The 19,810-nt window shown below is 60.3% G+C and carries 17 protein-coding genes; 2 read left to right on the top strand and 15 right to left on the bottom strand.

Features of this window, described 5'->3' with window-relative positions; all coding sequences use genetic code 11:
* Positions 1–70: 70 nt before the first annotated feature.
* Both ACZ5KU_RS23860 and ACZ5KU_RS23865 read right to left on the bottom strand, forming a co-directional pair.
* Positions 71–526: a PaaI family thioesterase gene (locus ACZ5KU_RS23860; RefSeq protein WP_464736376.1), complete on the bottom strand. Its 456-nt coding sequence runs from the start codon at positions 524–526 to the stop codon at positions 71–73.
* Entirely contained in the window at positions 523–999 is a 477-nt protein-coding gene (locus tag ACZ5KU_RS23865) for a PaaI family thioesterase (RefSeq protein ID WP_054057164.1), read from the bottom strand. Before ACZ5KU_RS23865 ends, ACZ5KU_RS23860 begins: the two co-directional genes overlap by 4 nt.
* Before the next feature lie 163 nt (positions 1,000–1,162).
* On the opposite strand from ACZ5KU_RS23865, the gene ACZ5KU_RS23870 reads away from it, so the two are divergent.
* Complete coding sequence (locus ACZ5KU_RS23870) at positions 1,163–1,408, top strand: hypothetical protein (protein ID WP_017902722.1); 246 nt, start codon at positions 1,163–1,165, stop codon at positions 1,406–1,408.
* 293 nt (positions 1,409–1,701) lie between these two features.
* Here the strand turns inward: ACZ5KU_RS23870 and brnQ are convergent, their stop codons facing one another.
* The 10 genes from brnQ to sdhC all read right to left on the bottom strand — a co-directional run bounded on the left by brnQ (position 1,702) and on the right by sdhC (position 14,787).
* Positions 1,702–3,015 (bottom strand): branched-chain amino acid transport system II carrier protein, encoded by a 1,314-nt coding sequence (gene brnQ, locus ACZ5KU_RS23875; RefSeq protein ID WP_054057165.1) that lies wholly within the window; start codon positions 3,013–3,015, stop codon positions 1,702–1,704.
* A gap of 369 nt (positions 3,016–3,384) precedes the next feature.
* A complete protein-coding gene (sucD, locus tag ACZ5KU_RS23880) occupies positions 3,385–4,269 on the bottom strand; it encodes a succinate--CoA ligase subunit alpha (protein WP_017902724.1) in 885 nt (294 codons plus the stop codon).
* Positions 4,269–5,435 (bottom strand): ADP-forming succinate--CoA ligase subunit beta, encoded by a 1,167-nt coding sequence (gene sucC / locus ACZ5KU_RS23885; protein WP_010449065.1) that lies wholly within the window; start codon positions 5,433–5,435, stop codon positions 4,269–4,271. The genes sucD and sucC overlap by 1 nt, the downstream gene beginning before the upstream one ends.
* Positions 5,436–5,634: 199 nt before the next feature.
* A complete protein-coding gene (gene lpdA, locus ACZ5KU_RS23890; RefSeq protein ID WP_464736377.1) occupies positions 5,635–7,080 on the bottom strand; it encodes a dihydrolipoyl dehydrogenase in 1,446 nt (481 codons plus the stop codon).
* Positions 7,081–7,191: 111 nt separating this feature from the next.
* Positions 7,192–8,412, bottom strand: coding sequence for a 2-oxoglutarate dehydrogenase complex dihydrolipoyllysine-residue succinyltransferase (odhB, locus tag ACZ5KU_RS23895; RefSeq protein ID WP_054057167.1), 1,221 nt, complete (start codon positions 8,410–8,412; stop codon positions 7,192–7,194).
* 41 nt (positions 8,413–8,453) lie between these two features.
* A complete protein-coding gene (locus tag ACZ5KU_RS23900) occupies positions 8,454–11,285 on the bottom strand; it encodes a 2-oxoglutarate dehydrogenase E1 component (RefSeq protein WP_054057168.1) in 2,832 nt (943 codons plus the stop codon).
* A gap of 261 nt (positions 11,286–11,546) precedes the next feature.
* Positions 11,547–12,251: a succinate dehydrogenase iron-sulfur subunit gene (locus tag ACZ5KU_RS23905; protein WP_017902728.1), complete on the bottom strand. Its 705-nt coding sequence runs from the start codon at positions 12,249–12,251 to the stop codon at positions 11,547–11,549.
* A gap of 11 nt (positions 12,252–12,262) precedes the next feature.
* Positions 12,263–14,035, bottom strand: a complete 1,773-nt coding sequence (sdhA, locus tag ACZ5KU_RS23910) for a succinate dehydrogenase flavoprotein subunit (RefSeq protein ID WP_054057169.1) — start codon at positions 14,033–14,035, stop codon at positions 12,263–12,265.
* A gap of 3 nt (positions 14,036–14,038) precedes the next feature.
* Positions 14,039–14,407, bottom strand: a complete 369-nt coding sequence (sdhD, locus tag ACZ5KU_RS23915; protein ID WP_054057170.1) for a succinate dehydrogenase, hydrophobic membrane anchor protein — start codon at positions 14,405–14,407, stop codon at positions 14,039–14,041.
* Positions 14,401–14,787: a succinate dehydrogenase, cytochrome b556 subunit gene (gene sdhC, locus ACZ5KU_RS23920; protein WP_177057650.1), complete on the bottom strand. Its 387-nt coding sequence runs from the start codon at positions 14,785–14,787 to the stop codon at positions 14,401–14,403. The genes sdhD and sdhC overlap by 7 nt, the downstream gene beginning before the upstream one ends.
* 351 nt (positions 14,788–15,138) lie before the next feature.
* Here sdhC and gltA point away from each other — a divergent pair, with 351 nt between their 5' ends.
* Positions 15,139–16,428, top strand: coding sequence for a citrate synthase (gene gltA, locus ACZ5KU_RS23925; protein WP_054057171.1), 1,290 nt, complete (start codon positions 15,139–15,141; stop codon positions 16,426–16,428).
* A gap of 302 nt (positions 16,429–16,730) precedes the next feature.
* Here gltA and ACZ5KU_RS23930 read toward each other — a convergent pair whose 3' ends face one another.
* From ACZ5KU_RS23930 to ACZ5KU_RS23940, 3 genes are all read right to left on the bottom strand, one after another.
* On the bottom strand, positions 16,731–18,389 hold the full coding sequence (locus ACZ5KU_RS23930; RefSeq protein WP_054057172.1) for a cation acetate symporter: 1,659 nt from the start codon (positions 18,387–18,389) through the stop codon (positions 16,731–16,733).
* Positions 18,386–18,697 carry a DUF485 domain-containing protein gene (locus ACZ5KU_RS23935; protein WP_017904749.1) on the bottom strand — a complete coding sequence of 104 codons (312 nt, stop codon included), beginning with the start codon at positions 18,695–18,697 and terminating at the stop codon, positions 18,386–18,388. Before ACZ5KU_RS23935 ends, ACZ5KU_RS23930 begins: the two co-directional genes overlap by 4 nt.
* Positions 18,698–18,910: 213 nt before the next feature.
* Positions 18,911–19,762, bottom strand: coding sequence for a glycine betaine ABC transporter substrate-binding protein (locus ACZ5KU_RS23940; RefSeq protein WP_054057173.1), 852 nt, complete (start codon positions 19,760–19,762; stop codon positions 18,911–18,913).
* Between the last annotated feature and the right edge of the window lie 48 nt (positions 19,763–19,810).

Consider the following 19,810-nt stretch of genomic DNA (forward strand, 5'->3'; position numbering starts at 1 on the left):
GATGGCAATGGCCGCCCATGCAGGCGTTGGCGGCGGGTTGTCATCAAAGTTGGGGACTGCCACGGGGATTTCAAGAGCCCGGTAACGCTTCCTCGATCTTGAAGTGAGCACGGGCGGTGGCGATCGGTTCGGCCTCGATGCTCTGCCAGGCGGTAACGGCAACGTTCGCCACCCGCCGCCCCTGGCGGCAGACCTGGCACTTGGCATAGGTATCGCGAAACTGCCCGGCCCGCAGGTAGTCGACGGAGAAATCGATGACCCTGGGCACTCCCGGCGAGCCGGTGAACACCAGCAGATGCAACGCCGCCGCCAGCTCCATGAACCCGGCAATGACCCCGCCATGAATCGCCGGCAACAGGGGGTTGCCGATATTGTCCTTGCTGGCCGGCAGGCGGAACAGCAACTCGTCACCCAGGCGCGAGCACTCGATGCCGATCAGCCCGGCATAGGGAATCCGTTGCAGCAGTTGGCCGTAGTCACCCTGCTGATGGGCCTGCTGGAGTTGCTCCTTGAAATCCTGGCTCATGCCGAATCCCCACTGATCGAACTGCCGAAACTGCGACTGCCCTTGAGGCCCTTGCCCATGCGCATGAAGGTACCGACCACATGGGCAATGGGGTTGGCCGGATCGCCCTGATAGGCATGCCCCCGGGCAAAGATGATGTCACGGGTCACCCGATAGCATTCGGCGTAGCCATGGACATCCTGGCCGGGCTCGGCCGGGTGCATGTAGTCGATGCGCAGGTCGAGAGTCGGACAGACCTCGAACTCCGGCAGCACGCACAGTGTGGCCATGCCACAGGCGGTATCCATCAGCGAACTCAGGGCGCCGCCGTGGATCACGCCGGTCTGCGGATCACCGACGATTCCCGCGCTGTAGGGCAGGATCAGGGTCAGCCCGCGATCGTCGACGCTGTGCAGCCGCAGCCCGAGAACCTGGCAATGCCGGAGGGCACTGAGAAAGCGTGTGGCGCGCTCAAAAACGGCGGTTTGGCTCATGGACGACAATCCTCATCGGGGTACCTGCAGCGACAAACTCTGGGCATTGGAAAAAGTTCCGTGCCTCAAGCACTTATATATCTTTGGAAATAAAGGAACTTAAGCCATCGGCGGGCGTTCAAAAGGCCAGTAGTCACTATTTCCACAAAGGAGCAACACCCCCATGCGTAAGACTTTAGCTATTGCCTTGATGCTGACCGCTTCTCTGGGTCTCGCTGCCTGCGATAAGAAATCCGAGGACAAAGCTCAAGACGCAAACCAACACGCCGAGCAAGCTCAGCAAAAAATGAACGAAGCTCAGGATAAAGTGAACGAGGCCGCCAAGGAAAACGCCGAAGCTGCCAAAGCTCAGGCTGAATCGAACAAGGCTGCAGCCGAGGAAAGCGCCAAGGAAGCCACCGGCTCCTGAGTGACTGAAGTTCCTTCTTTCCACGAAAGAACTCAAGTTGCATAAGTAAGGCCCGCCTTGTGCGGGCTTTATTTTTTGCCCTGCCAATAACCTGGCCGTTTTGGAATTGCCGGGAAACAGTGGATAAATGCAGAACGAGTGAGTTGGGTGCCCGGTGGATCATTTGCCCCTGCGGATAACCGGGTAGCTGTACATATCCAATACGCCCAAACCAAAAGCCCCATGTCGTATCCGACACGGGGCTTTCATTTCATCCACAACCCGCTCATGACGAGCGGATAAAAAACCTCATATCAGGCCAGCGCCTCGCTCGGCTTGCCCAGCATCCGGTCGATGACCACAGCCACCACCAGCATGACCACCGACGGCACCAGCCAGGCCAGCCCCTGCTCGCTCAACGGCAGGTGGGACAGTTGCGAAGGCAACCAATCGGCCAGACCCGCGCCCTTGAGGGCGTCGATCATGCCGAACAGCAGCGAGACCAGCATCACCGGCCCCACGATACGACCTTGCGAATGCCAGAACTCCTTGCAGAAGCTCAACGCCACCAGCGCGATGCATGGCGGGTAGATCGCCGTCAGCACCGGAATCGAGAAGGCGATCAGCTTGGTCAGACCGAGGTTCGACACCAGCAGCGAAAACGCCGCCAGGATGATCACCAGGGCCTTGTAGGACAGCGGCAGGACCCGGCTGAAGTACTCGGCGCAGGCGCAGGTCAGGCCAACGGCGGTCACCAGGCACGCCAGAGAGATCAGCACCGCGAGGAAACCGCTGCCCAGCGAGCCGAAGGTATGCTGAACGTAGGCATGCAGCACCGCCGCACCATTGGTGGCGCCAGCCGCCACTTCATGGCTGCCCGACCCCAGGCGAAACAGGCTGACATACACCAGCGCCAGCCCCACACCGGCGATCAGGCCGGCGATCACCGCATAGCGGGTGATCAGCCGTGGCGACTCGACGCCCCGCGAGCGGATCGCGTTGACGATGACGATACCGAACACCAGCGCCCCGAGCGTATCCATGGTCAGGTAGCCATTGATGAAGCCCTGGGAGAACGGCGCAGCGACGTACTCGGGCGTGGCGCTGCCGATGTCACCGGCCGGCAGGGCGAACGCGGCGATACCGAGGATTGCCAGGGCAATGATCTTCAGCGGTGCGAGGAAGCGTCCGACGGTGTCCAGCAGACGTCCCGGATACAGCGAGATGAAGAACACCAGCAGGAAGTAGGCCGAGCTGTAGAGGAACAGCGCCAGTGGGCTCTCGCCGGTCAGCGGCGCCAGGCCCACTTCGAAGGACACGGTCGCGGTACGTGGCGTGGCGAACAGCGGGCCGACCGCCAGGTAACAGACCGCTGCCAGCAGGCCGCCCGCGATCTTGCCGATCGGGCTGCTCAGGTCGTCCATGGCACCGCCGACCTTGGCCAGGGCGACTACGGTGATGACCGGCAGGCCGACCGCGGTGATCAGGAAACCCAGCGCCGCCATCCAGACATTGGGCCCGGACTGCAAACCGACGATAGGTGGAAAGATGATGTTGCCGGCGCCGACGAACAGCGCAAACGTCATAAAGCCAAGTGCCAGGATGTCCTGACCTTTCAACACTTTCATTTAAGGAAATACCACACTGCTGAATCGGAATTTAGAGAGGGATTTCCCGTCAGGTTAGGGAAATGCTGTCGACCCGTATGGGGTTGACCCGTTTAGCGCGCAGCTACCCTTTTGGGGCGCAAACGCAAAATGGCTGCCAGAGTACCGAATTCGCACAAAAAACGCACTGTTTGAGGGCGATTTGTCCGATAAGCGACACTTCGCTGTCGCGATTTCATATGAAACCGCAAGAACTCCCCCCTCTCCACCGCCCTGCAGGAGCGGGCTTGTCCGCGAATGGCCCTCAAGCCATGCCTGCAAGCTGGAGGACAGAAAGCACAAAGGCCACCCGAAGGTGGCCTTTGCCTGAAGCGGGAAGTCAGCCGAAGCTTACTTCTTCACTTCCCAACCGGTCAGCTCGGCCAGGGCCTTGCCGATGTCGGCCAGCGAACGCACGGTTTTCACGCCTGCGTCTTGCAGAGCAGCGAATTTCTCGTCTGCAGTGCCTTTGCCGCCGGAGATGATTGCACCCGCATGGCCCATGCGCTTGCCCGGAGGAGCAGTCACACCAGCGATGTAGGAAACGACCGGCTTGGTCACGTTGGCCTTGATGTAGGCAGCCGCTTCTTCTTCAGCCGAACCGCCGATCTCGCCGATCATCACGATCGCCTCGGTCTTCGGGTCTTCCTGGAACAGTTTCAGGATGTCGATGAAGTTCGAACCAGGGATCGGGTCACCACCGATACCGACGCAGGTCGACTGGCCGAAACCGGCGTCGGTGGTCTGCTTCACGGCTTCATAGGTCAGGGTACCGGAACGGGAAACGATACCGACCTTGCCTGGCAAGTGGATGTGACCTGGCATGATGCCGATCTTGCACTCGCCCGGAGTGATGACGCCTGGGCAGTTAGGGCCGATCAGGGTAACACCCAGCTCGTCGCACTTGACCTTGGCATCCAGCATGTCCAGGGTAGGAATGCCTTCGGTGATGCAGACGATCAGCTTGATGCCGCCGAAGGCAGCTTCCAGGATCGAGTCCTTGCAGAAAGGTGCTGGAACGTAGATCACGCTGGCGGTGGCGCCAGTGGCAGCTACAGCGTCTTTCACGGTGTTGAACACTGGCAGGCCCAGGTGCTCGGTGCCGCCTTTGCCCGGAGTTACGCCACCGACCATCTGGGTGCCGTATTCGATGGCTTGCTGGGTGTGGAAGCTACCCTGCGAACCGGTGATACCCTGGCAGATAACCTTGGTGTCTTTGTTGATCAGGACGCTCATTATTTGCCCTCCGCAGCTTTGACAACTTGTTGAGCAGCGTCGGTCAGGCTGGTAGCAGCGATGATGTTCAGACCGCTTTCTGCCAGTACTTTGGCGCCCAGTTCAGCGTTGTTGCCTTCAAGGCGCACAACAACCGGGATTTTCACGCCGACTTCTTTCACGGCGCCGATGATGCCTTCGGCGATCATGTCGCAGCGAACGATGCCGCCGAAGATGTTGACCAGTACTGCAGCGACGTTGGTGTCGGACAGGATGATCTTGAACGCTTCGGTTACGCGCTCCTTGGTAGCACCACCGCCCACGTCGAGGAAGTTGGCTGGCTTGCCGCCGTGCAGGTTGACGATGTCCATGGTACCCATGGCCAGGCCGGCACCGTTGACCATGCAGCCGATGTTGCCTTCCAGCGCGACGTAGTTCAGTTCGAACTTGCCAGCGTGGGCTTCGCGCGGATCGTCCTGGGACGGATCGTGGAAGGTCTTCAGCTTAGGCTGACGGTACATGGCGTTGGCGTCGATGTTGATCTTGGCATCGAGGCAGTGCAGGTCGCCGTCGGCCTTGATCACCAGCGGGTTGACTTCCAGCAGGGCCAGGTCGTGGTCCTGGAACAGTTTGGCCAGACCAACGAAGATCTTGGCGAACTGAGCAACCTGCTTGCCTTCCAGACCCAGCTGGAATGCCAGCTCGCGACCCTGGAATGGCTGGGCGCCAACCAGTGGATCGATAGTGGCCTTGAGGATTTTCTCAGGGGTGTCGTGAGCGATTTTCTCGATGTCCACGCCACCTTCGGTGGAAGCCATGAACACGATGCGACGGCTCGAACGGTCAACGACAGCGCCCAGGTACAGCTCTTTAGCGATATCAGTGCACGATTCAACCAGGATCTTGGTGACCGGCTGACCATTGGCGTCAGTCTGATAGGTCACCAGACGCTTGCCCAGCCACTGCTGTGCGAAGGCTTTGGCGTCTTCTTTGCTGCGAACCAGCTTGACGCCGCCCGCTTTACCGCGACCACCGGCGTGGACCTGGGCTTTGACTACCCACTCGGAACCACCGATCTTGTCGCAAGCTTCTGCTGCTTCTTCCGGGGTGTCTACCGCGTAGCCTTTGGATACTGGCAGGCCGTATTCAGCGAACAGCTGCTTACCCTGATACTCGTGAAGATTCATGCTTTTTACCGTCTTCGTTTAGGTACTGCGCATTCGGTGCTGCTCTGGTGACCAGGGCCGCACCACCTGTGACTGCTGCTTGCATCGTCTTCCGGTTGCCCGGTGCAACGACGCAAGACTGCGTCCAGCGGATGTTCCGCGGTGAGTCTTGCGCACAAGGCTCGCGACGGGCGATCCGCCGTGGTTTCTTATTATGTCCTTAGCGTTTTTTCTTGTTGGCGATGTGGATGGCACCGCCATTCACTGCCAACGCCGCTTCGTGCAACGCTTCGGACAGGGTCGGATGGGAGAAGACCATCATGCCCAGATCTTCGGCGCTGGTACCGAATTCCATACCGATCGCACCTTGCTGAACCAGCTCGGCGGCGCTTGGGCCGATCACGTGGACGCCCAGTACGCGGTCGGTCTTGGCATCGGCGATGACCTTGACGAAACCGCCGGTATCGTTGGCTGCCATGGCACGGCCACTGGCGGCGAACGGGAAGGTGCCGACGTTAACTTCAACGCCTTCAGCTTTCAAGGCCTGTTCGGTTTTACCGACCCATGCGATTTCCGGGTGGGTGTAGATGACCGACGGGATCAGGTCGTAGTTCATCTGGGCCTTGTGGCCCTTGATGCGCTCAACCACCATGATGCCCTCTTCCGAAGCCTTGTGCGCCAGCATCATGCCGCGAACCACGTCACCGATGGCGTAGACGCCCGGTACGCTGGTAGCGCAATGGTCATCTACGAAGATGAAACCGCGCTCGTCGATGGTCACGCCGCTGTCGGCCGCCAGCAGGTCGGTGGTCACCGGACGACGACCAACGGCCACGATCAGCTTGTCGAAAACGATCTTCTGTTCGCCGTTGGCGTCGGTGTAGGTCACTTCGACTTCTTCGCCGTTGACCTTCGAACCGGTGACGCGAGCGCCCAGCTTGATGTCCAGACCCTGTTTGGTCAGGGTTTTCAGGGCTTCCTTGGAAACGGCGGTGTCAGCAGCTACCAGGAAGGTGTCCAGGGCTTCCAGAACGGTCACCTGGGCACCCAGGCGGGACCACACGGAACCCAGTTCCAGACCGATCACGCCAGCACCGATCACGCCCAGACGCTTTGGCACGGCCTGGAATTCCAGGGCGCCGGTCGAATCGACGATCACCTTCTGGTCAACCGGAGCAGGCGGGATGTCGATCGGACGCGAGCCTGGAGCCAGGATCACGTTCTCGGCTTCCAGCACCTGGACGACGCCATCGGGACCGGTCACTTCGACTTTCTTGCCAGCCAGCAGCTTGCCGTGGCCCTGGATCGAAGTCACGCCATTGGCCTTGAACAGGGTGGCAACACCGCTGGTCAGGTTCTTGACGATGTTGGCCTTGCGACCGACCATCGTGGCAACGTCCATCTGAACGCTGTCAGTGCTGAAACCCTGAATACCGTGGACACCAAAGTATTCCTTGGCTTCGTGGTACTTCCAGGAGCTGTCCAGCAGCGCCTTGGAAGGAATGCAGCCAACGTTCAGGCAAGTACCGCCGAGGGCCAGCTTGCCCTCTTTGTCCTGGTACTTCTCGATGCAGGCAGTCTTGAGGCCAAGTTGCGCAGCCTTGATCGCAGCCACGTAGCCGCCAGGACCCGCACCGATCACTACCACGTCGAATTTCTGAGTCATGTGTCATTCCTTATCGAATCAAACCGGACGGTTCCTTTTGGGAACCGTCGTGGGATGGAGCTGATATTCGCACGCGGGCGGGGCCGATACCTGCGCCCGCGTCGGCTGAAATCAGATATCCAGCAGCAGGCGAGCCGGGTCTTCCAGCAGGTTCTTGATGGTGACCAGGAAGGACACGGCTTCCTTGCCATCGATCAGGCGGTGATCGTAGGACAGTGCCAGGTACATCATCGGCAGGATGACGACCTCACCCTTGACCGCCATCGGGCGCTCATTGATGTTGTGCATGCCCAGGATGGCCGCTTGTGGCGGGTTGACGATCGGCGTCGACAGCAGGGAACCGAATGTACCACCGTTGGTGATGGTGAAGGTACCGCCGGTCATTTCGTCGATGGACAGCTTGCCGTCACGTGCCTTCTTGCCGAAGGTGGCGATGCCATTCTCGATTTCGGCCAGGCTCATCAGCTCGGCGTTACGCAGTACCGGTACCACCAGGCCACGGTCGCTGGACACCGCCACACCGATATCGGAGTAGCCGTGGTAGACGATGTCGCCACCGTCGATCGAGGCGTTGACCGCCGGGAAGCGTTTCAGCGCTTCGGTAGCAGCCTTGACGAAGAACGACATGAAGCCCAGGCGCACGCCGTTGTGGGTCTTCTCGAACAGTTCCTTGTACTTCGAACGCAGGTCCATGATTGGCTTCATGTTCACTTCGTTGAAGGTGGTCAGCATCGCCATGTTCGACTGCGCTTCGACCAGGCGCTTGGCCACGGTGGCACGTACGCGAGTCATCGGCACGCGCTTCTCGGTGCGATCGCCGGCGGCGAATACAGGCGCGGTGGCAGCCGGAGCGGCGGCCTTGGCTGGAGCGGCGGCAGGAGCGGCCTTCTTCGCGGCGACAGCAGCCACCACGTCTTCCTTGGTCACGCGACCACCCTTGCCGGTACCGGCAACGGAAGCGATGTTGATGCCGTTCTCTTCAGCCAGCTTGCGGGCAGCCGGTGCAGCGATCGGATCGTCTTCGCCGTCAGCGGCGGCAGGCGCAGCGGCCTGGGCAGCGGCTGGAGCGGCAGCAGCAGGAGCGGCGGCTACACCACCTTCCTCGATGGTACCCAGTACCTGCGCGGACAGCACGGTGTCGCCTTCGTTGGCGATGATGCTGCCCAGAACGCCGTCGGCCTCAGCCAGGACTTCCAGTACGACCTTGTCGGTTTCGATGTCGACGATCAGGTCGTCGCGCTTGACCGCTTCGCCCGGCTTCTTGTGCCAGGTGGCAACGGTGCCATCGGCAACCGATTCCGGAAATTGGGGGGCTTTGATCTCGATAGCCATTATCTGTGGTTCCTTAAATTCGGTTTCAGGTGCGCGAGGCGTTAAACAGTAAAGGCATCTTGCAGCAGTTTTTCCTGCTGCTCGGCGTGCATCGATGCATAACCACATGCCGGTGCAGCAGACGCGTCACGGCCGGCGTACTCGAGTACGAGCGCCTTGTTGTGTGCGCTGAGAATACGGCGGAAGTGGTGCTGGCTGCTGTACCAGGCGCCCTGGTTCATCGGCTCTTCCTGGCACCAGACCGCATGCTTGAGGTTGGTGTACGGCGCCAGGATTTCGGCCAGATCGTCCTCGGGGAACGGATACAGCTGCTCGATACGCACGATGGCGATATCGTCACGCTCTTCGGCACGGCGTTTCTCCAGCAGGTCGTAGTAGACCTTGCCGCTGCAAAGCACGATGCGCTCGACCTTTTTCGGGTCCAGGGCGTCGACTTCCGGGATAACGGTCTGGAACGAACCTTCCGCCAGATCTTCCAGCGTGGAGATGGCCAGTTTGTGACGCAGCAGCGACTTCGGCGTCAGCACGATCAGCGGCTTGCGCAGCGGACGGATGACCTGACGACGCAGCAGGTGGTAGATCTGGGCCGGGGTGGTCGGCACGCAAACCTGGACGTTGTGCTCGGCACACAGTTGCAGGTAGCGTTCCAGACGGGCCGAGGAGTGCTCCGGACCCTGGCCTTCATAACCGTGCGGCAGCAGCATGGTCAGGCCGCACAGACGGCCCCACTTGTGCTCGCCACTGGTGATGAACTGGTCGATAACCACCTGGGCGCCGTTGGCGAAGTCGCCGAACTGGGCTTCCCAGATCACCAGCGCGTTCGGCGTGGTGGTCGAGTAGCCGTATTCGAAGGCCAGTACCGCCTCTTCCGACAGGAACGAGTCGTACAGGTCGAAACGCGGCTGGTTGTCGTACAGCTTCTGCAGAGGGATGTAGGTAGTCGCATCCTTCTGGTTGTGCAGTACGGCATGACGGTGCGAGAACGTGCCACGGCCGATGTCCTGGCCGGTCATGCGGATCGGGTGACCTTCGAACAGCAGGGTCGCGTACGCCATGGTTTCGGCGTAGCCCCAGTTGATCGGCAGGCCGCCGGCTTGCATCTTCTGGCGGTCTTCGTAGATTTTCGCGACCTGGCGCTGAACCACGAAACCTTCAGGCGTTTCCAGCAGCTTGGCGGACAGTTCCTGCAGGGTCTTCAGATCGAAGCGGGTGTCGTGACGCGCGGTCCAGGCATGGCCCAGGTATGGACGCCAGTCGACGAACAGCTCCTTGTTCGGCTCCTTGACCAGGCTCTTGACCACGTGCAGGCCGTTGTCCAGCGCGTTGCGGTACTCGTCGACCTTGGCCTGGACGCGTGCGTCGTCCAGCACCTTGGCCTGGACCAGGCGCTCGGCGTACAGCTCGCGGGTGGTGCGCTGCTTGGTGATCTGCTGGTACATCAGCGGCTGGGTGCCACTTGGCTCGTCGGCCTCGTTGTGGCCGCGACGGCGGTAGCAGACCAGGTCGATCACCACATCGCGCTTGTACTGCATGCGGTAGTCGACAGCCAGCTGGGTCACGAACAGCACGGCTTCCGGATCGTCACCATTCACATGGAGGATCGGCGCCTGGATCATCTTCGCGACGTCGGTGGCGTACTCGGTGGAACGCGAGTCCAGCGGGTTGCTGATGGTGAAACCGACCTGGTTGTTGATCACGATATGGATCGTGCCGCCCGTCTTGAAGCCACGGGTCTGCGACATCTGGAAGGTTTCCATGACCACGCCCTGACCGGCGAACGCCGCGTCACCGTGGATGGAAATCGGCAGTACCTTGTCACCGCTGGCGTCGTTGCGACGGTCCTGGCGGGCGCGAACCGACCCTTCGACCACCGGGGAAACGATTTCCAGGTGGGACGGGTTGAACGCCATGGCCAAGTGGACTTCGCCGCCGGTGGTCATCACGTTGGAGGAGAAGCCCTGGTGGTACTTCACGTCACCGGAGCCCAGCTCGACCTTCTTCTTGCCTTCGAACTCGTCGAACAGCTCGCGCGGGTTCTTGCCGAAGGTGTTGACCAGTACGTTCAGACGGCCACGGTGGGCCATGCCGATGACGATTTCCTTGGCGCCGTAGGAACCGGAACGCTGGATCATCTCGTCCAGCATCGGGATCAGGCTTTCGCCACCTTCCAGACCGAAACGCTTGGTGCCCGGGTATTTGGTGCCCAGGTATTTCTCCAGACCCTCAGCCGCGGTGACGCGCTCGAGCAGGTGGCTCTTGACGTCGGGGGAGATGGTCGGACGGCCACGAACGCTTTCCAGACGCTGCTGGAACCACTGGCGCTGCTCGGAGTCGACGATGTGCGTGAACTCGGCGCCGATGGTGCGGCAATATGTCTGCTGCAAAGCTTCGTGAATTTCGCGTAGGCTCGCTTCCTCTTTGCCGATGAACAGGTCGCCGGCACGGAAGGTCGTATCAAGATCGGCATTGGTCAAGCCGTAATGATTGATCGACAGGTCAGCAGGTGCAGGACGCTGCCAGAGTCCCAGCGGATCGAGCTGGGACGCCTGGTGGCCACGCATCCGGAATGCCTGGATCAATCGCAGCACTTCAACCTGCTTCTTCTCGTGCTCACTGCTCACGCTGCCGGCGGAAACCGGTTGAGCGCGGCGCTGGTTCTTCGCCAGCAGCACGAAATGATCGCGGATCGTCGAGTGCGATACATCAGTGGCAGAGTTGCCGTCGGAAGGCAACGTCTGAAATTTGGTGCGCCATTCTTCTGGCACAGCGTTAGGGTCGTGCAGGTAGAGCTCATAAAGCTCTTCCACATAGGCTGCGTTACCACCTGAAAGATAGCCGCTTTCCCACATGCGCTGCATCACGCTTTCTTGCATGCTTGGTCACCCTCGGTTAGGGGACACCACCGGCGAATACACCAAGCAAGCTTGAAGCAGTCGGAATACAGCGACCAAAACAAGCCACTCAGAATCACGCTGATAGTCCGGGTACCAGCCCGGATGCCCCTGCTGGTCTTCATTTCTTCAAAATAAGAGCAACAGCCTTGTAAGCCGTTGCTCTGGTTAAACTGCGGCGCCGGTTCAAGCCTGCGCCACAGCCTCTACGGGTGTTGCGGTCCTACGGTTACAACAGCTGAGTCACACGCCGCTTTGCAGCAGCATGTTACGGATGTGACCAATGGCCTTAGTCGGGTTCAGGCCCTTGGGACATACGTTGACGCAGTTCATGATGCCGCGGCAGCGGAATACGCTGAACGGATCATCGAGCGAAGCCAGACGCTCGGAAGTCTTGGTGTCGCGGCTGTCTGCCAGGAAGCGGTAGGCTTGCAGCAGGGCGGCCGGGCCCAGGAACTTGTCCGGGTTCCACCAGAAGGATGGGCAGGAGGTCGAGCAGCAGGCGCACAGGATGCACTCGTACAGACCGTCCAGCTTGTCACGCTCTTCCGGCGACTGCAGACGCTCGATGGCCGGAGCCGGCGTATCGTTCTGCAGGAATGGCTTCACCTTCTCGTATTGCTTGTAGAAGATGCTCATATCGACCACCAGGTCACGGATAACCGGCAAACCTGGCAGTGGACGAATGACCAGCTTGTTACCCTTCACCACGGAAGACAGCGGCGTGATGCACGCCAGGCCATTCTTGCCGTTGATGTTCATGCCATCGGAACCGCAAACGCCTTCACGGCAGGAACGACGGTAGGAGAAGCCCTCGTCCTGTTCCTTGATCAGCGCCAGCACGTCCAGCACCATCAGGTCCTTGCCACCGGTATCGACCTGGAATACCTGGGTTTTCGGAGCCGAGTCGGTGTCAGGGTTGTAACGATAAACTTCGACTTGCAACATGGCGGCCACCCTTAGTAAGTCCGGACTTTAGGCTCGAAAGCCGGTACGGTTTTTGGCGAGAAGTTAACAGCACGTTTGGCAACGCGTTTCTCACCCGGGAAGTACAGGGTGTGGCACAGCCAGTTTTCGTCATCGCGATCTTCGAAGTCTTCACGGGCGTGGGCACCGCGGGACTCCTTGCGCACTTCGGCAGCGATGGCGGTGGCTTCGGCCACTTCCAGCAGGTTCTGCAGTTCCAGCGCCTCGATACGGGCGGTGTTGAACGCCTGCGACTTGTCGTTGATCTTGACGTTGGCGATACGCTCGCGCAGTTGGGCCAGCTGGGCGATACCCTTCTGCATGTATTCGCCGGTACGGAATACACCGAAGTAGTTCTGCATGCAGCTTTGCAGCTCGCGACGCAGGGTTGCCACGTCCTCGCCTTCGGTACGCGCGTTCAGCGCGGACAGACGGGCCAGAGCCGCGTTGATGTCGGCTTCGGTGGCGTCGTCGTATTCGATGCCGTCGGTCAGCGCCTTCTCCAGGTGCAGGCCGGCCGCGCGACCGAAGACCACCAGGTCGAGCAGCGAGTTGCCGCCCAGGCGGTTGGCACCGTGAACCGATACGCAAGCCACTTCACCCACTGCGAACAGGCCAGGGATGATGGTGTCTTCGCCGTCGGCGTTCTGGGTGATGGCCTGACCGTGGATGTTGGTGGCAACGCCGCCCATCATGTAGTGGCAGGTTGGAACGACCGGCACCGGGGCAACGACCGGGTCGACGTGGGCGAAGGTCTTGGACAGCTCGCAGATGCCTGGCAGGCGGCTGTGCAGCACTTCCTCGCCGAGGTGGTCGAGCTTGAGCATCACGTGGTCGCCGTTCGGACCGCAACCGTTGCCGGCGATGATTTCCTTCACCATCGAGCGGGCAACCACGTCGCGACCAGCCAGGTCCTTCGCGTTCGGCGCATAACGCTCCATGAAGCGCTCGCCGTGCTTGTTGATCAGGTAACCACCTTCACCGCGGCAACCTTCGGTGACCAGCACACCGGCGCCGGCGATGCCGGTCGGGTGGAACTGCCACATTTCGATGTCCTGCACCGGTACGCCAGCACGCAGGGCCATGCCGACACCGTCACCGGTGTTGATCAGGGCGTTGGTGGTGGAGGCGTAGATACGACCGGCACCGCCGGTGGCCAGAACGGTGGCCTTGGAACGGATGTAGCTGGTTTCGCCGGTCTCGATGCAGATGGCGATCACACCGACGAACGCGCCGTCCTGGTTCTTCACCAGGTCAACGGCATAATACTCGTTCAGGAAGGTGGTACCGGCTTTCAGGTTACCCTGGTACAGGGTGTGCAGCAGGGCGTGACCGGTACGGTCGGAGGCCGCGCAGGTACGTGCCGCCTGGCCGCCCTTGCCGAAGTCCTTGGACTGGCCACCGAACGGACGCTGGTAGATGCGGCCGGATTCGGTACGCGAGAACGGCAGGCCCATGTGGTCCAGCTCGAATACCGCAGCCGGGCCTTCCTGACACATGTACTCGATAGCGTCCTGGTCACCGATGTAGTCGGAACCCTTGACGGTATCGTACATGTGCCAGCGCCAGTCGTCGTTCGGGTCGGCCGAAGCGATGGCGCAAGTGATACCGCCCTGGGCGGATACGGTGTGCGAACGGGTCGGGAACACCTTGGTGATCACGGCCGTCTTGTGACCGCCCTGAGCCAGCTGCAGCGCGGCACGCATGCCTGCGCCGCCGCCGCCGATGATGATGGCGTCGAAAGAAATCGTTGGAATGTTAGCCATGAATCAGATACCCCAGAGAATCTGCACACCCCAGACGAAGTACGCGAACATTGCCACGCCGCATACCACCTGGAAAAGGAAACGCACTACAGTCGCGGACTTGCCGAACGCCATCGGCGTCAGGTAGTCGGTCGCGATGGTCCACATGCCGACCCAGGCGTGAGCGCCCAGGGCCACCAGGGCCAGCAAGCTGAAGATGCGCATCCAGCCGTGAGAGAACAGCTCATGCCATTGGGCGTAGCCCAGGCCTGGGTTGACGACGATGTATCCGATCAGAAACAGAAAATAAGCCGCGAGAACGACCGCCGACACACGCTGTGCCATCCAGTCATAGAGGCCCGAACGCGAGAGGTTCGTGACGTTGGTTACCATATCCAAACTCCTGCCAGAACGATTACCACCACGGAAACGGCGATAACGATTTTCGAGCCCAGCTTGCCGCCTTCCAGCGTCTCACCGATGCCCATGTCCATGATCAGATGGCGCACACCGGCGACCAGGTGATACAGCAAGGCGGACAGGATGCCCCAAATCACTAGCTTGGCTAGCGGACTGGTCAGACACGCTTTCACCTGACCGAAGCCTTCCTCGGAGCTCAGCGACTTGTCCAATGCGTAGAGCATGATGGCCAGGCTGACAAAGAGGATGACACCGGAGATACGGTGAAGGATGGACGTGTAAGCAGTGACTGGGAGTTTGATGGTCCTTAGGTCTAGGTTTACAGGTCGTTGGCTTTTCACGGCTTTTTTCACACTGAAGAGCCCCTAACAATCAGGGCAAAGTTGTTGGGCAAGTGCACTGGTCAGGTACCCACCACCCAGGGAGTGACGACCCCCAATAAATCGGGCCTAAAAGCCCATGGCGGTCGGACGCCGAGTATAGACAGTTAGGCTACTAATGACAACGCAAAGGACTACCCCTAAGGGTGCATTGCGTTAACCGGATAAAAGGCGTAAATAGCCGTCAATTTCGAGGAAAAGCGCCGTTCAAAGCCCTATGCCGTAAGACTTTTGGCAAATTGACTTTCGAATTTATCTCACTATAGTGGTGCGGGCCCTGCGTGGGGGCCTGTCAGATGATTTCAAGCATAAATAGGAGGCCACATGGCTGACAAAAAAGCGCAGTTGATCATCGAGGGCGCAGCCCCCGTCGAGCTGCCCATTTTAACCGGCACCGTTGGTCCCGATGTAATCGACGTGCGGGGCCTGACGGCCACGGGCCGGTTCACATTCGACCCTGGCTTCATGTCGACCGCGTCCTGCGAGTCGAAGATCACCTATATCGACGGCGATAACGGCATTTTGTTGCATCGTGGCTACCCGATCGAGCAACTGGCCGAGAAATCCGACTACCTGGAAACCTGCTATCTGCTGCTCAACGGCGAACTGCCGACCGCGGAGCAGAAAGCCAAGTTCGTCAGCAATGTGAAGAACCACACCATGGTTCACGAGCAGTTGAAGAGCTTCTTCAACGGCTTCCGTCGCGACGCCCACCCGATGGCCGTCATGTGCGGCGTGGTCGGCGCCCTGTCGGCCTTCTACCACGACTCCCTGGACATCAATAACCCCCAGCACCGCGAGATCTCGGCGGTCCGCCTGGTGGCCAAGATGCCGACCCTGGCAGCGATGGTCTACAAGTACTCCATGGGCCAACCCATGATGTACCCGCGCAACGACCTGTCGTACGCGGAAAACTTCCTGCACATGATGTTCAACACCCCGTGCGAGATCAAACCGATCAGCCCGGTACTCGCCAAGGCCATGGACCGGATCTTCATCCTCCACGCCGACCACGAGCAGAACGCCTCGACCTCCACCGTGCGCCTGGCCGGTTCCTCGGGCGCCAACCCGTTCGCCTGTATCGCCGCCGGTATCGCCGCACTGTGGGGCCCTGCCCACGGCGGTGCGAACGAAGCGGTACTGACCATGCTCGATGAAATCGGCGATGTCTCGAACATCGACAAGTTCATCGCCAAGGCCAAGGACAAGAACGACCCGTTCAAGCTGATGGGCTTCGGTCACCGCGTCTACAAGAACCGCGACCCGCGCGCCACCGTGATGAAGCAGACCTGCGACGAAGTGTTGAAGGAACTGGGCATCACCAACGATCCGCAGCTGGAACTGGCCATGCGCCTGGAAGAGATCGCCCTGACCGATCCGTACTTCATCGAGCGCTCGCTGTATCCGAACGTCGACTTCTACTCGGGGATCATCCTCAAGGCGATCGGCATTCCAACCAGCATGTTCACCGTGATCTTCGCCCTGGCGCGGACCGTCGGCTGGATCTCCCACTGGAAGGAAATGCTCTCCAGCCCTTACAAGATCGGCCGTCCACGCCAGCTGTACACCGGCTACGAGTCGCGTGACATCACCAAACTGGAAGACCGCAAGTAAGGTTTGCCTCGCGTAACGCCTTTTGCTGCACCGGAAACGGCCTCTTGATAGAGGCCGTTTTCATTTGTGCCGTCTCTGGTTGGCCTGTATTGCCTGGACGAGCCTCTTCGCGGGCAAGCCCCGCTCCTACAGGACTGGTGCCGAACCCAGGGACTGCAGGCAACTGAAACCCGCCGGAGCAGGGCCTGCCCGCGAAAGCGCTCTCACAGCCACCTTCGCTTGCGGCTCAATAAAAATGCCCCGACCTTTCGATCGGGGCATTGGCTTGCCTGCAGCTTATATATAGAAGCCTATACAACCCCTCAGTGGGAAACCGCCCCGCTCGCTCCCAGGCCGGTCTGCGAACGCACGAACTGCGGGAGGAACAACGCCCGCTCGTTTTCAGCCGCGGTCGACTTGTCGGTGATGGAGAAGAACCAGATCCCGATGAAGGCAATGATCATCGAGAACAGCGCCGGATACTCGTAGGGGAAAATCGCCTTTTCATGATGCAGGATCTGCACCCAGATGGTTGGGCCAAGAACCATCAGCCCGACCGCACTGATCAGCCCCATCCAGCCACCGATCATCGCCCCGCGGGTGGTCAGCTTCTTCCAGTACATCGAAAGCAGCAGCACCGGGAAGTTGCAACTGGCGGCAATGGAGAACGCCAGGCCGACCATGAACGCGATGTTCTGATTCTCGAACAGGATGCCCAGGCCGATCGCCAGCACGCCAAGCGCGACAGTGGTGATCTTCGAGACGCGGATCTCGTCCTTCTCGTTGGCCTTGCCCTTGCGGAAAACGCTGGCGTACAGGTCATGGGACACCGCCGAGGCGCCAGCCAGGGTCAGGCCAGCCACCACCGCGAGAATCGTCGCGAAGGCCACCGCCGAGATGAAGCCGAGGAACACGCTGCCTCCCACGGCGTTGGCCAGGTGCACCGCCGCCATGTTGTTGCCGCCCAGCAGGGCCCCTGCCGCATCCTTGAACGCCGGATTGGTGCTGACCAGCAGGATCGCGCCAAAACCGATGATGAAGGTCAGGATGTAGAAATAGCCGATGAAGCCGGTGGCGTACAGCACGCTCTTGCGCGCTTCCTTGGCATCGCTCACGGTGAAGAAGCGCATCAGGATGTGCGGTAGGCCGGCGGTACCGAACATCAGCGCCAGGCCCAGGGAGAACGCCGAGATCGGGTCTTTCACCAGGCCGCCCGGGCTCATGATCGCCTCACCCTTGGGGTGAACCTTGACCGCCTCGGAGAACAGCGTGTTGAAGTCGAAATTGACATGCTTCATCACCATCAGCGCCATGAACGAGGCGCCCGACAGCAACAGCACGGCCTTGATGATCTGTACCCAGGTGGTCGCCAGCATGCCGCCGAACAGCACATACAGGCACATCAGGATGCCCACCAGGATCACCGCCACATGGTAGTCCAGGCCGAACAGGAGCTGGATCAGCTTGCCGGCACCCACCATCTGGGCGATCAGGTAGAACGCCACCACCACCAGCGAACCGCAGGCCGACAGCGAGCGGATCTGGGTTTGCCCGAGACGGTAGGACGCCACGTCGGCAAAGGTGTACTTGCCCAGGTTGCGCAGACGCTCGGCGATCAGGAACAAAATGATCGGCCAGCCCACCAGGAAGCCGATCGAGTAGATCAGGCCATCGTAGCCGGAGGTGAACACCAGCGCGGAAATCCCCAGGAACGAGGCTGCCGACATGTAGTCGCCGGCGATCGCCAGGCCGTTCTGGAAACCGGTGATCTTGCCGCCGGCCGCGTAGTAGTCGGCCGCCGACTTGTTGCGCTTGGACGCCCAGTAGGTGATACACAGGGTGGCACCGACGAATGCGATGAACATCACGATCGCCGGGATATTGAGGGGTTGCTTGTGCACTTCGCCCGTCAGCGCATCGGCTGCCCAGAGGGCGGGGGCGAAGGCCATCAGGCCCAGGGCCGCGGATAGACGCCGGATCATTGCTGGGCCTCCTTGAGGACTTCATTGTTCAGGTCGTCGAATTCGCCGTTTGCGCGACGCACGTAGATGGCGGTCAGGACGAAAGCCGAGACGATCAGGCCGATACCCAGGGGTATGCCCCAGGTGATCGACGACGTCGGACTGAGCTTGGCGCCCAGAACCTGAGGTCCATACGCAATCAGAAGAATGAAAGCCGAATACAGGCCAAGCATGATCGCCGAGAGAATCCAGGCGAACCGCTCCCTTTTCCTGACCAGCTCCTTGAAGCGCGGGCTGTTCTGGATCGAGAGGTAAATGCTGTCGTTCATTGTTTTTATCCTCGCAGCACAGATGAGATGAAACATTTTTCACTTTAGGCGGCTCTGGAGCCGAAACCAGACGACCTTAGTATTAGAACGACATTAGTTCAGTTGCGCGGTTTCAGCCTGTGCGCGGCAAATGTTCAACGAGCGGAAACGCGAAGGCCGCCGGGCGAAAACGCCAGGCGGCCTCGGATACTGCGATTTAGAGCCTTCGGGGAATTACTTGGTCCACTCGCTGACGCGATCCGGGTGCTTGGCCACCCAATCCTTGGCCGCCGCTTCAGGCTTGGCGCCATCCTGGATCGCCAGCATGACTTCGCCGATCTCGTCCTTGGAGGCCCACTGGAAGTTCTTCAGGAACGCCGCCACTTCCGGCGCCTTCTTTTCCAGTTCCTTGCTGCCGATGCTGTTGACGGTCTCCGCCGCGCCATACACGCCCTTGGGGTCTTCGAGGAAGCGCAGTTTCCACTTGGCGAACATCCAGTGCGGCACCCAGCCGGTGACGGCAATCGATTCGTTCTTCTCTTCGGCACGGGTCAGTTCGGCAATCATCGCCGCACCCGAACTGGCCTGCAGCTTGTAGCCATCGAGCGCGTAGTCCTTGATGGCCTGCTCGGTCTTGAGCATCACACCGGAACCGGCATCGATACCGACGATCTTCTTCTTGAAGCTCTCGTCGGTCTTCAGGTCGCCGATGGTCTTGGCCTTGACGTACTCCGGCACGATCAGACCGATCTTGGCATCCTTGAAGTTGGGACCGTAGTCGACCACCTTGTCCTTGTTCTTGGCCCAGTATTCACCGTGGGTCACCGGCAGCCAGGCGGAAAGCATCGCATCGAGCTTGCCGGTGGCAACCCCCTGCCACATGATCCCGGTGGCGACAGCCTGCAGCTTCACGTCGTAACCCAGCTTCTGTTTGATCACCTCGGCAGCCACGTTGGTGGTGGCAACACTGTCGGACCAGCCGTCGACGTAACCGATGGTCACGGTCTTGGTTTCGGCACTGGCCAGGTTGGAGCTGATGGCAAGTACCAGAGCGGCACCTGCGCCTAAGAGTCGTCGCATTTTCATCGTTACTTCCCCGAAAGTGCTGCGCCCGACGGATGCCGGGCGGCATCA

This window comes from Pseudomonas sp. Tof1, from assembly GCF_055390395.1.

What these genes read in the sequence shown, in the direction of transcription:
- ACZ5KU_RS23860 (WP_464736376.1), bottom strand. Translation starts at nt 526, where the DNA reads ATGAGCCAGGATTTCAAGGAGCAACTCCAGCAGGCCCATCAGCAGGGT.
- ACZ5KU_RS23865 (WP_054057164.1), bottom strand. Translation starts at nt 999, where the DNA reads ATGAGCCAAACCGCCGTTTTTGAGCGCGCCACACGCTTTCTCAGTGCC.
- ACZ5KU_RS23870 (WP_017902722.1), top strand. Translation starts at nt 1,163, where the DNA reads ATGCGTAAGACTTTAGCTATTGCCTTGATGCTGACCGCTTCTCTGGGT.
- brnQ (WP_054057165.1), bottom strand. Translation starts at nt 3,015, where the DNA reads ATGAAAGTGTTGAAAGGTCAGGACATCCTGGCACTTGGCTTTATGACG.
- sucD (WP_017902724.1), bottom strand. Translation starts at nt 4,269, where the DNA reads ATGAGCGTCCTGATCAACAAAGACACCAAGGTTATCTGCCAGGGTATC.
- sucC (WP_010449065.1), bottom strand. Translation starts at nt 5,435, where the DNA reads ATGAATCTTCACGAGTATCAGGGTAAGCAGCTGTTCGCTGAATACGGC.
- lpdA (WP_464736377.1), bottom strand. Translation starts at nt 7,080, where the DNA reads ATGACTCAGAAATTCGACGTGGTAGTGATCGGTGCGGGTCCTGGCGGC.
- odhB (WP_054057167.1), bottom strand. Translation starts at nt 8,412, where the DNA reads ATGGCTATCGAGATCAAAGCCCCCCAATTTCCGGAATCGGTTGCCGAT.
- ACZ5KU_RS23900 (WP_054057168.1), bottom strand. Translation starts at nt 11,285, where the DNA reads ATGCAAGAAAGCGTGATGCAGCGCATGTGGGAAAGCGGCTATCTTTCA.
- ACZ5KU_RS23905 (WP_017902728.1), bottom strand. Translation starts at nt 12,251, where the DNA reads ATGTTGCAAGTCGAAGTTTATCGTTACAACCCTGACACCGACTCGGCT.
- sdhA (WP_054057169.1), bottom strand. Translation starts at nt 14,035, where the DNA reads ATGGCTAACATTCCAACGATTTCTTTCGACGCCATCATCATCGGCGGC.
- sdhD (WP_054057170.1), bottom strand. Translation starts at nt 14,407, where the DNA reads ATGGTAACCAACGTCACGAACCTCTCGCGTTCGGGCCTCTATGACTGG.
- gltA (WP_054057171.1), top strand. Translation starts at nt 15,139, where the DNA reads ATGGCTGACAAAAAAGCGCAGTTGATCATCGAGGGCGCAGCCCCCGTC.
- ACZ5KU_RS23930 (WP_054057172.1), bottom strand. Translation starts at nt 18,389, where the DNA reads ATGATCCGGCGTCTATCCGCGGCCCTGGGCCTGATGGCCTTCGCCCCC.
- ACZ5KU_RS23935 (WP_017904749.1), bottom strand. Translation starts at nt 18,697, where the DNA reads ATGAACGACAGCATTTACCTCTCGATCCAGAACAGCCCGCGCTTCAAG.
- ACZ5KU_RS23940 (WP_054057173.1), bottom strand. Translation starts at nt 19,762, where the DNA reads ATGAAAATGCGACGACTCTTAGGCGCAGGTGCCGCTCTGGTACTTGCC.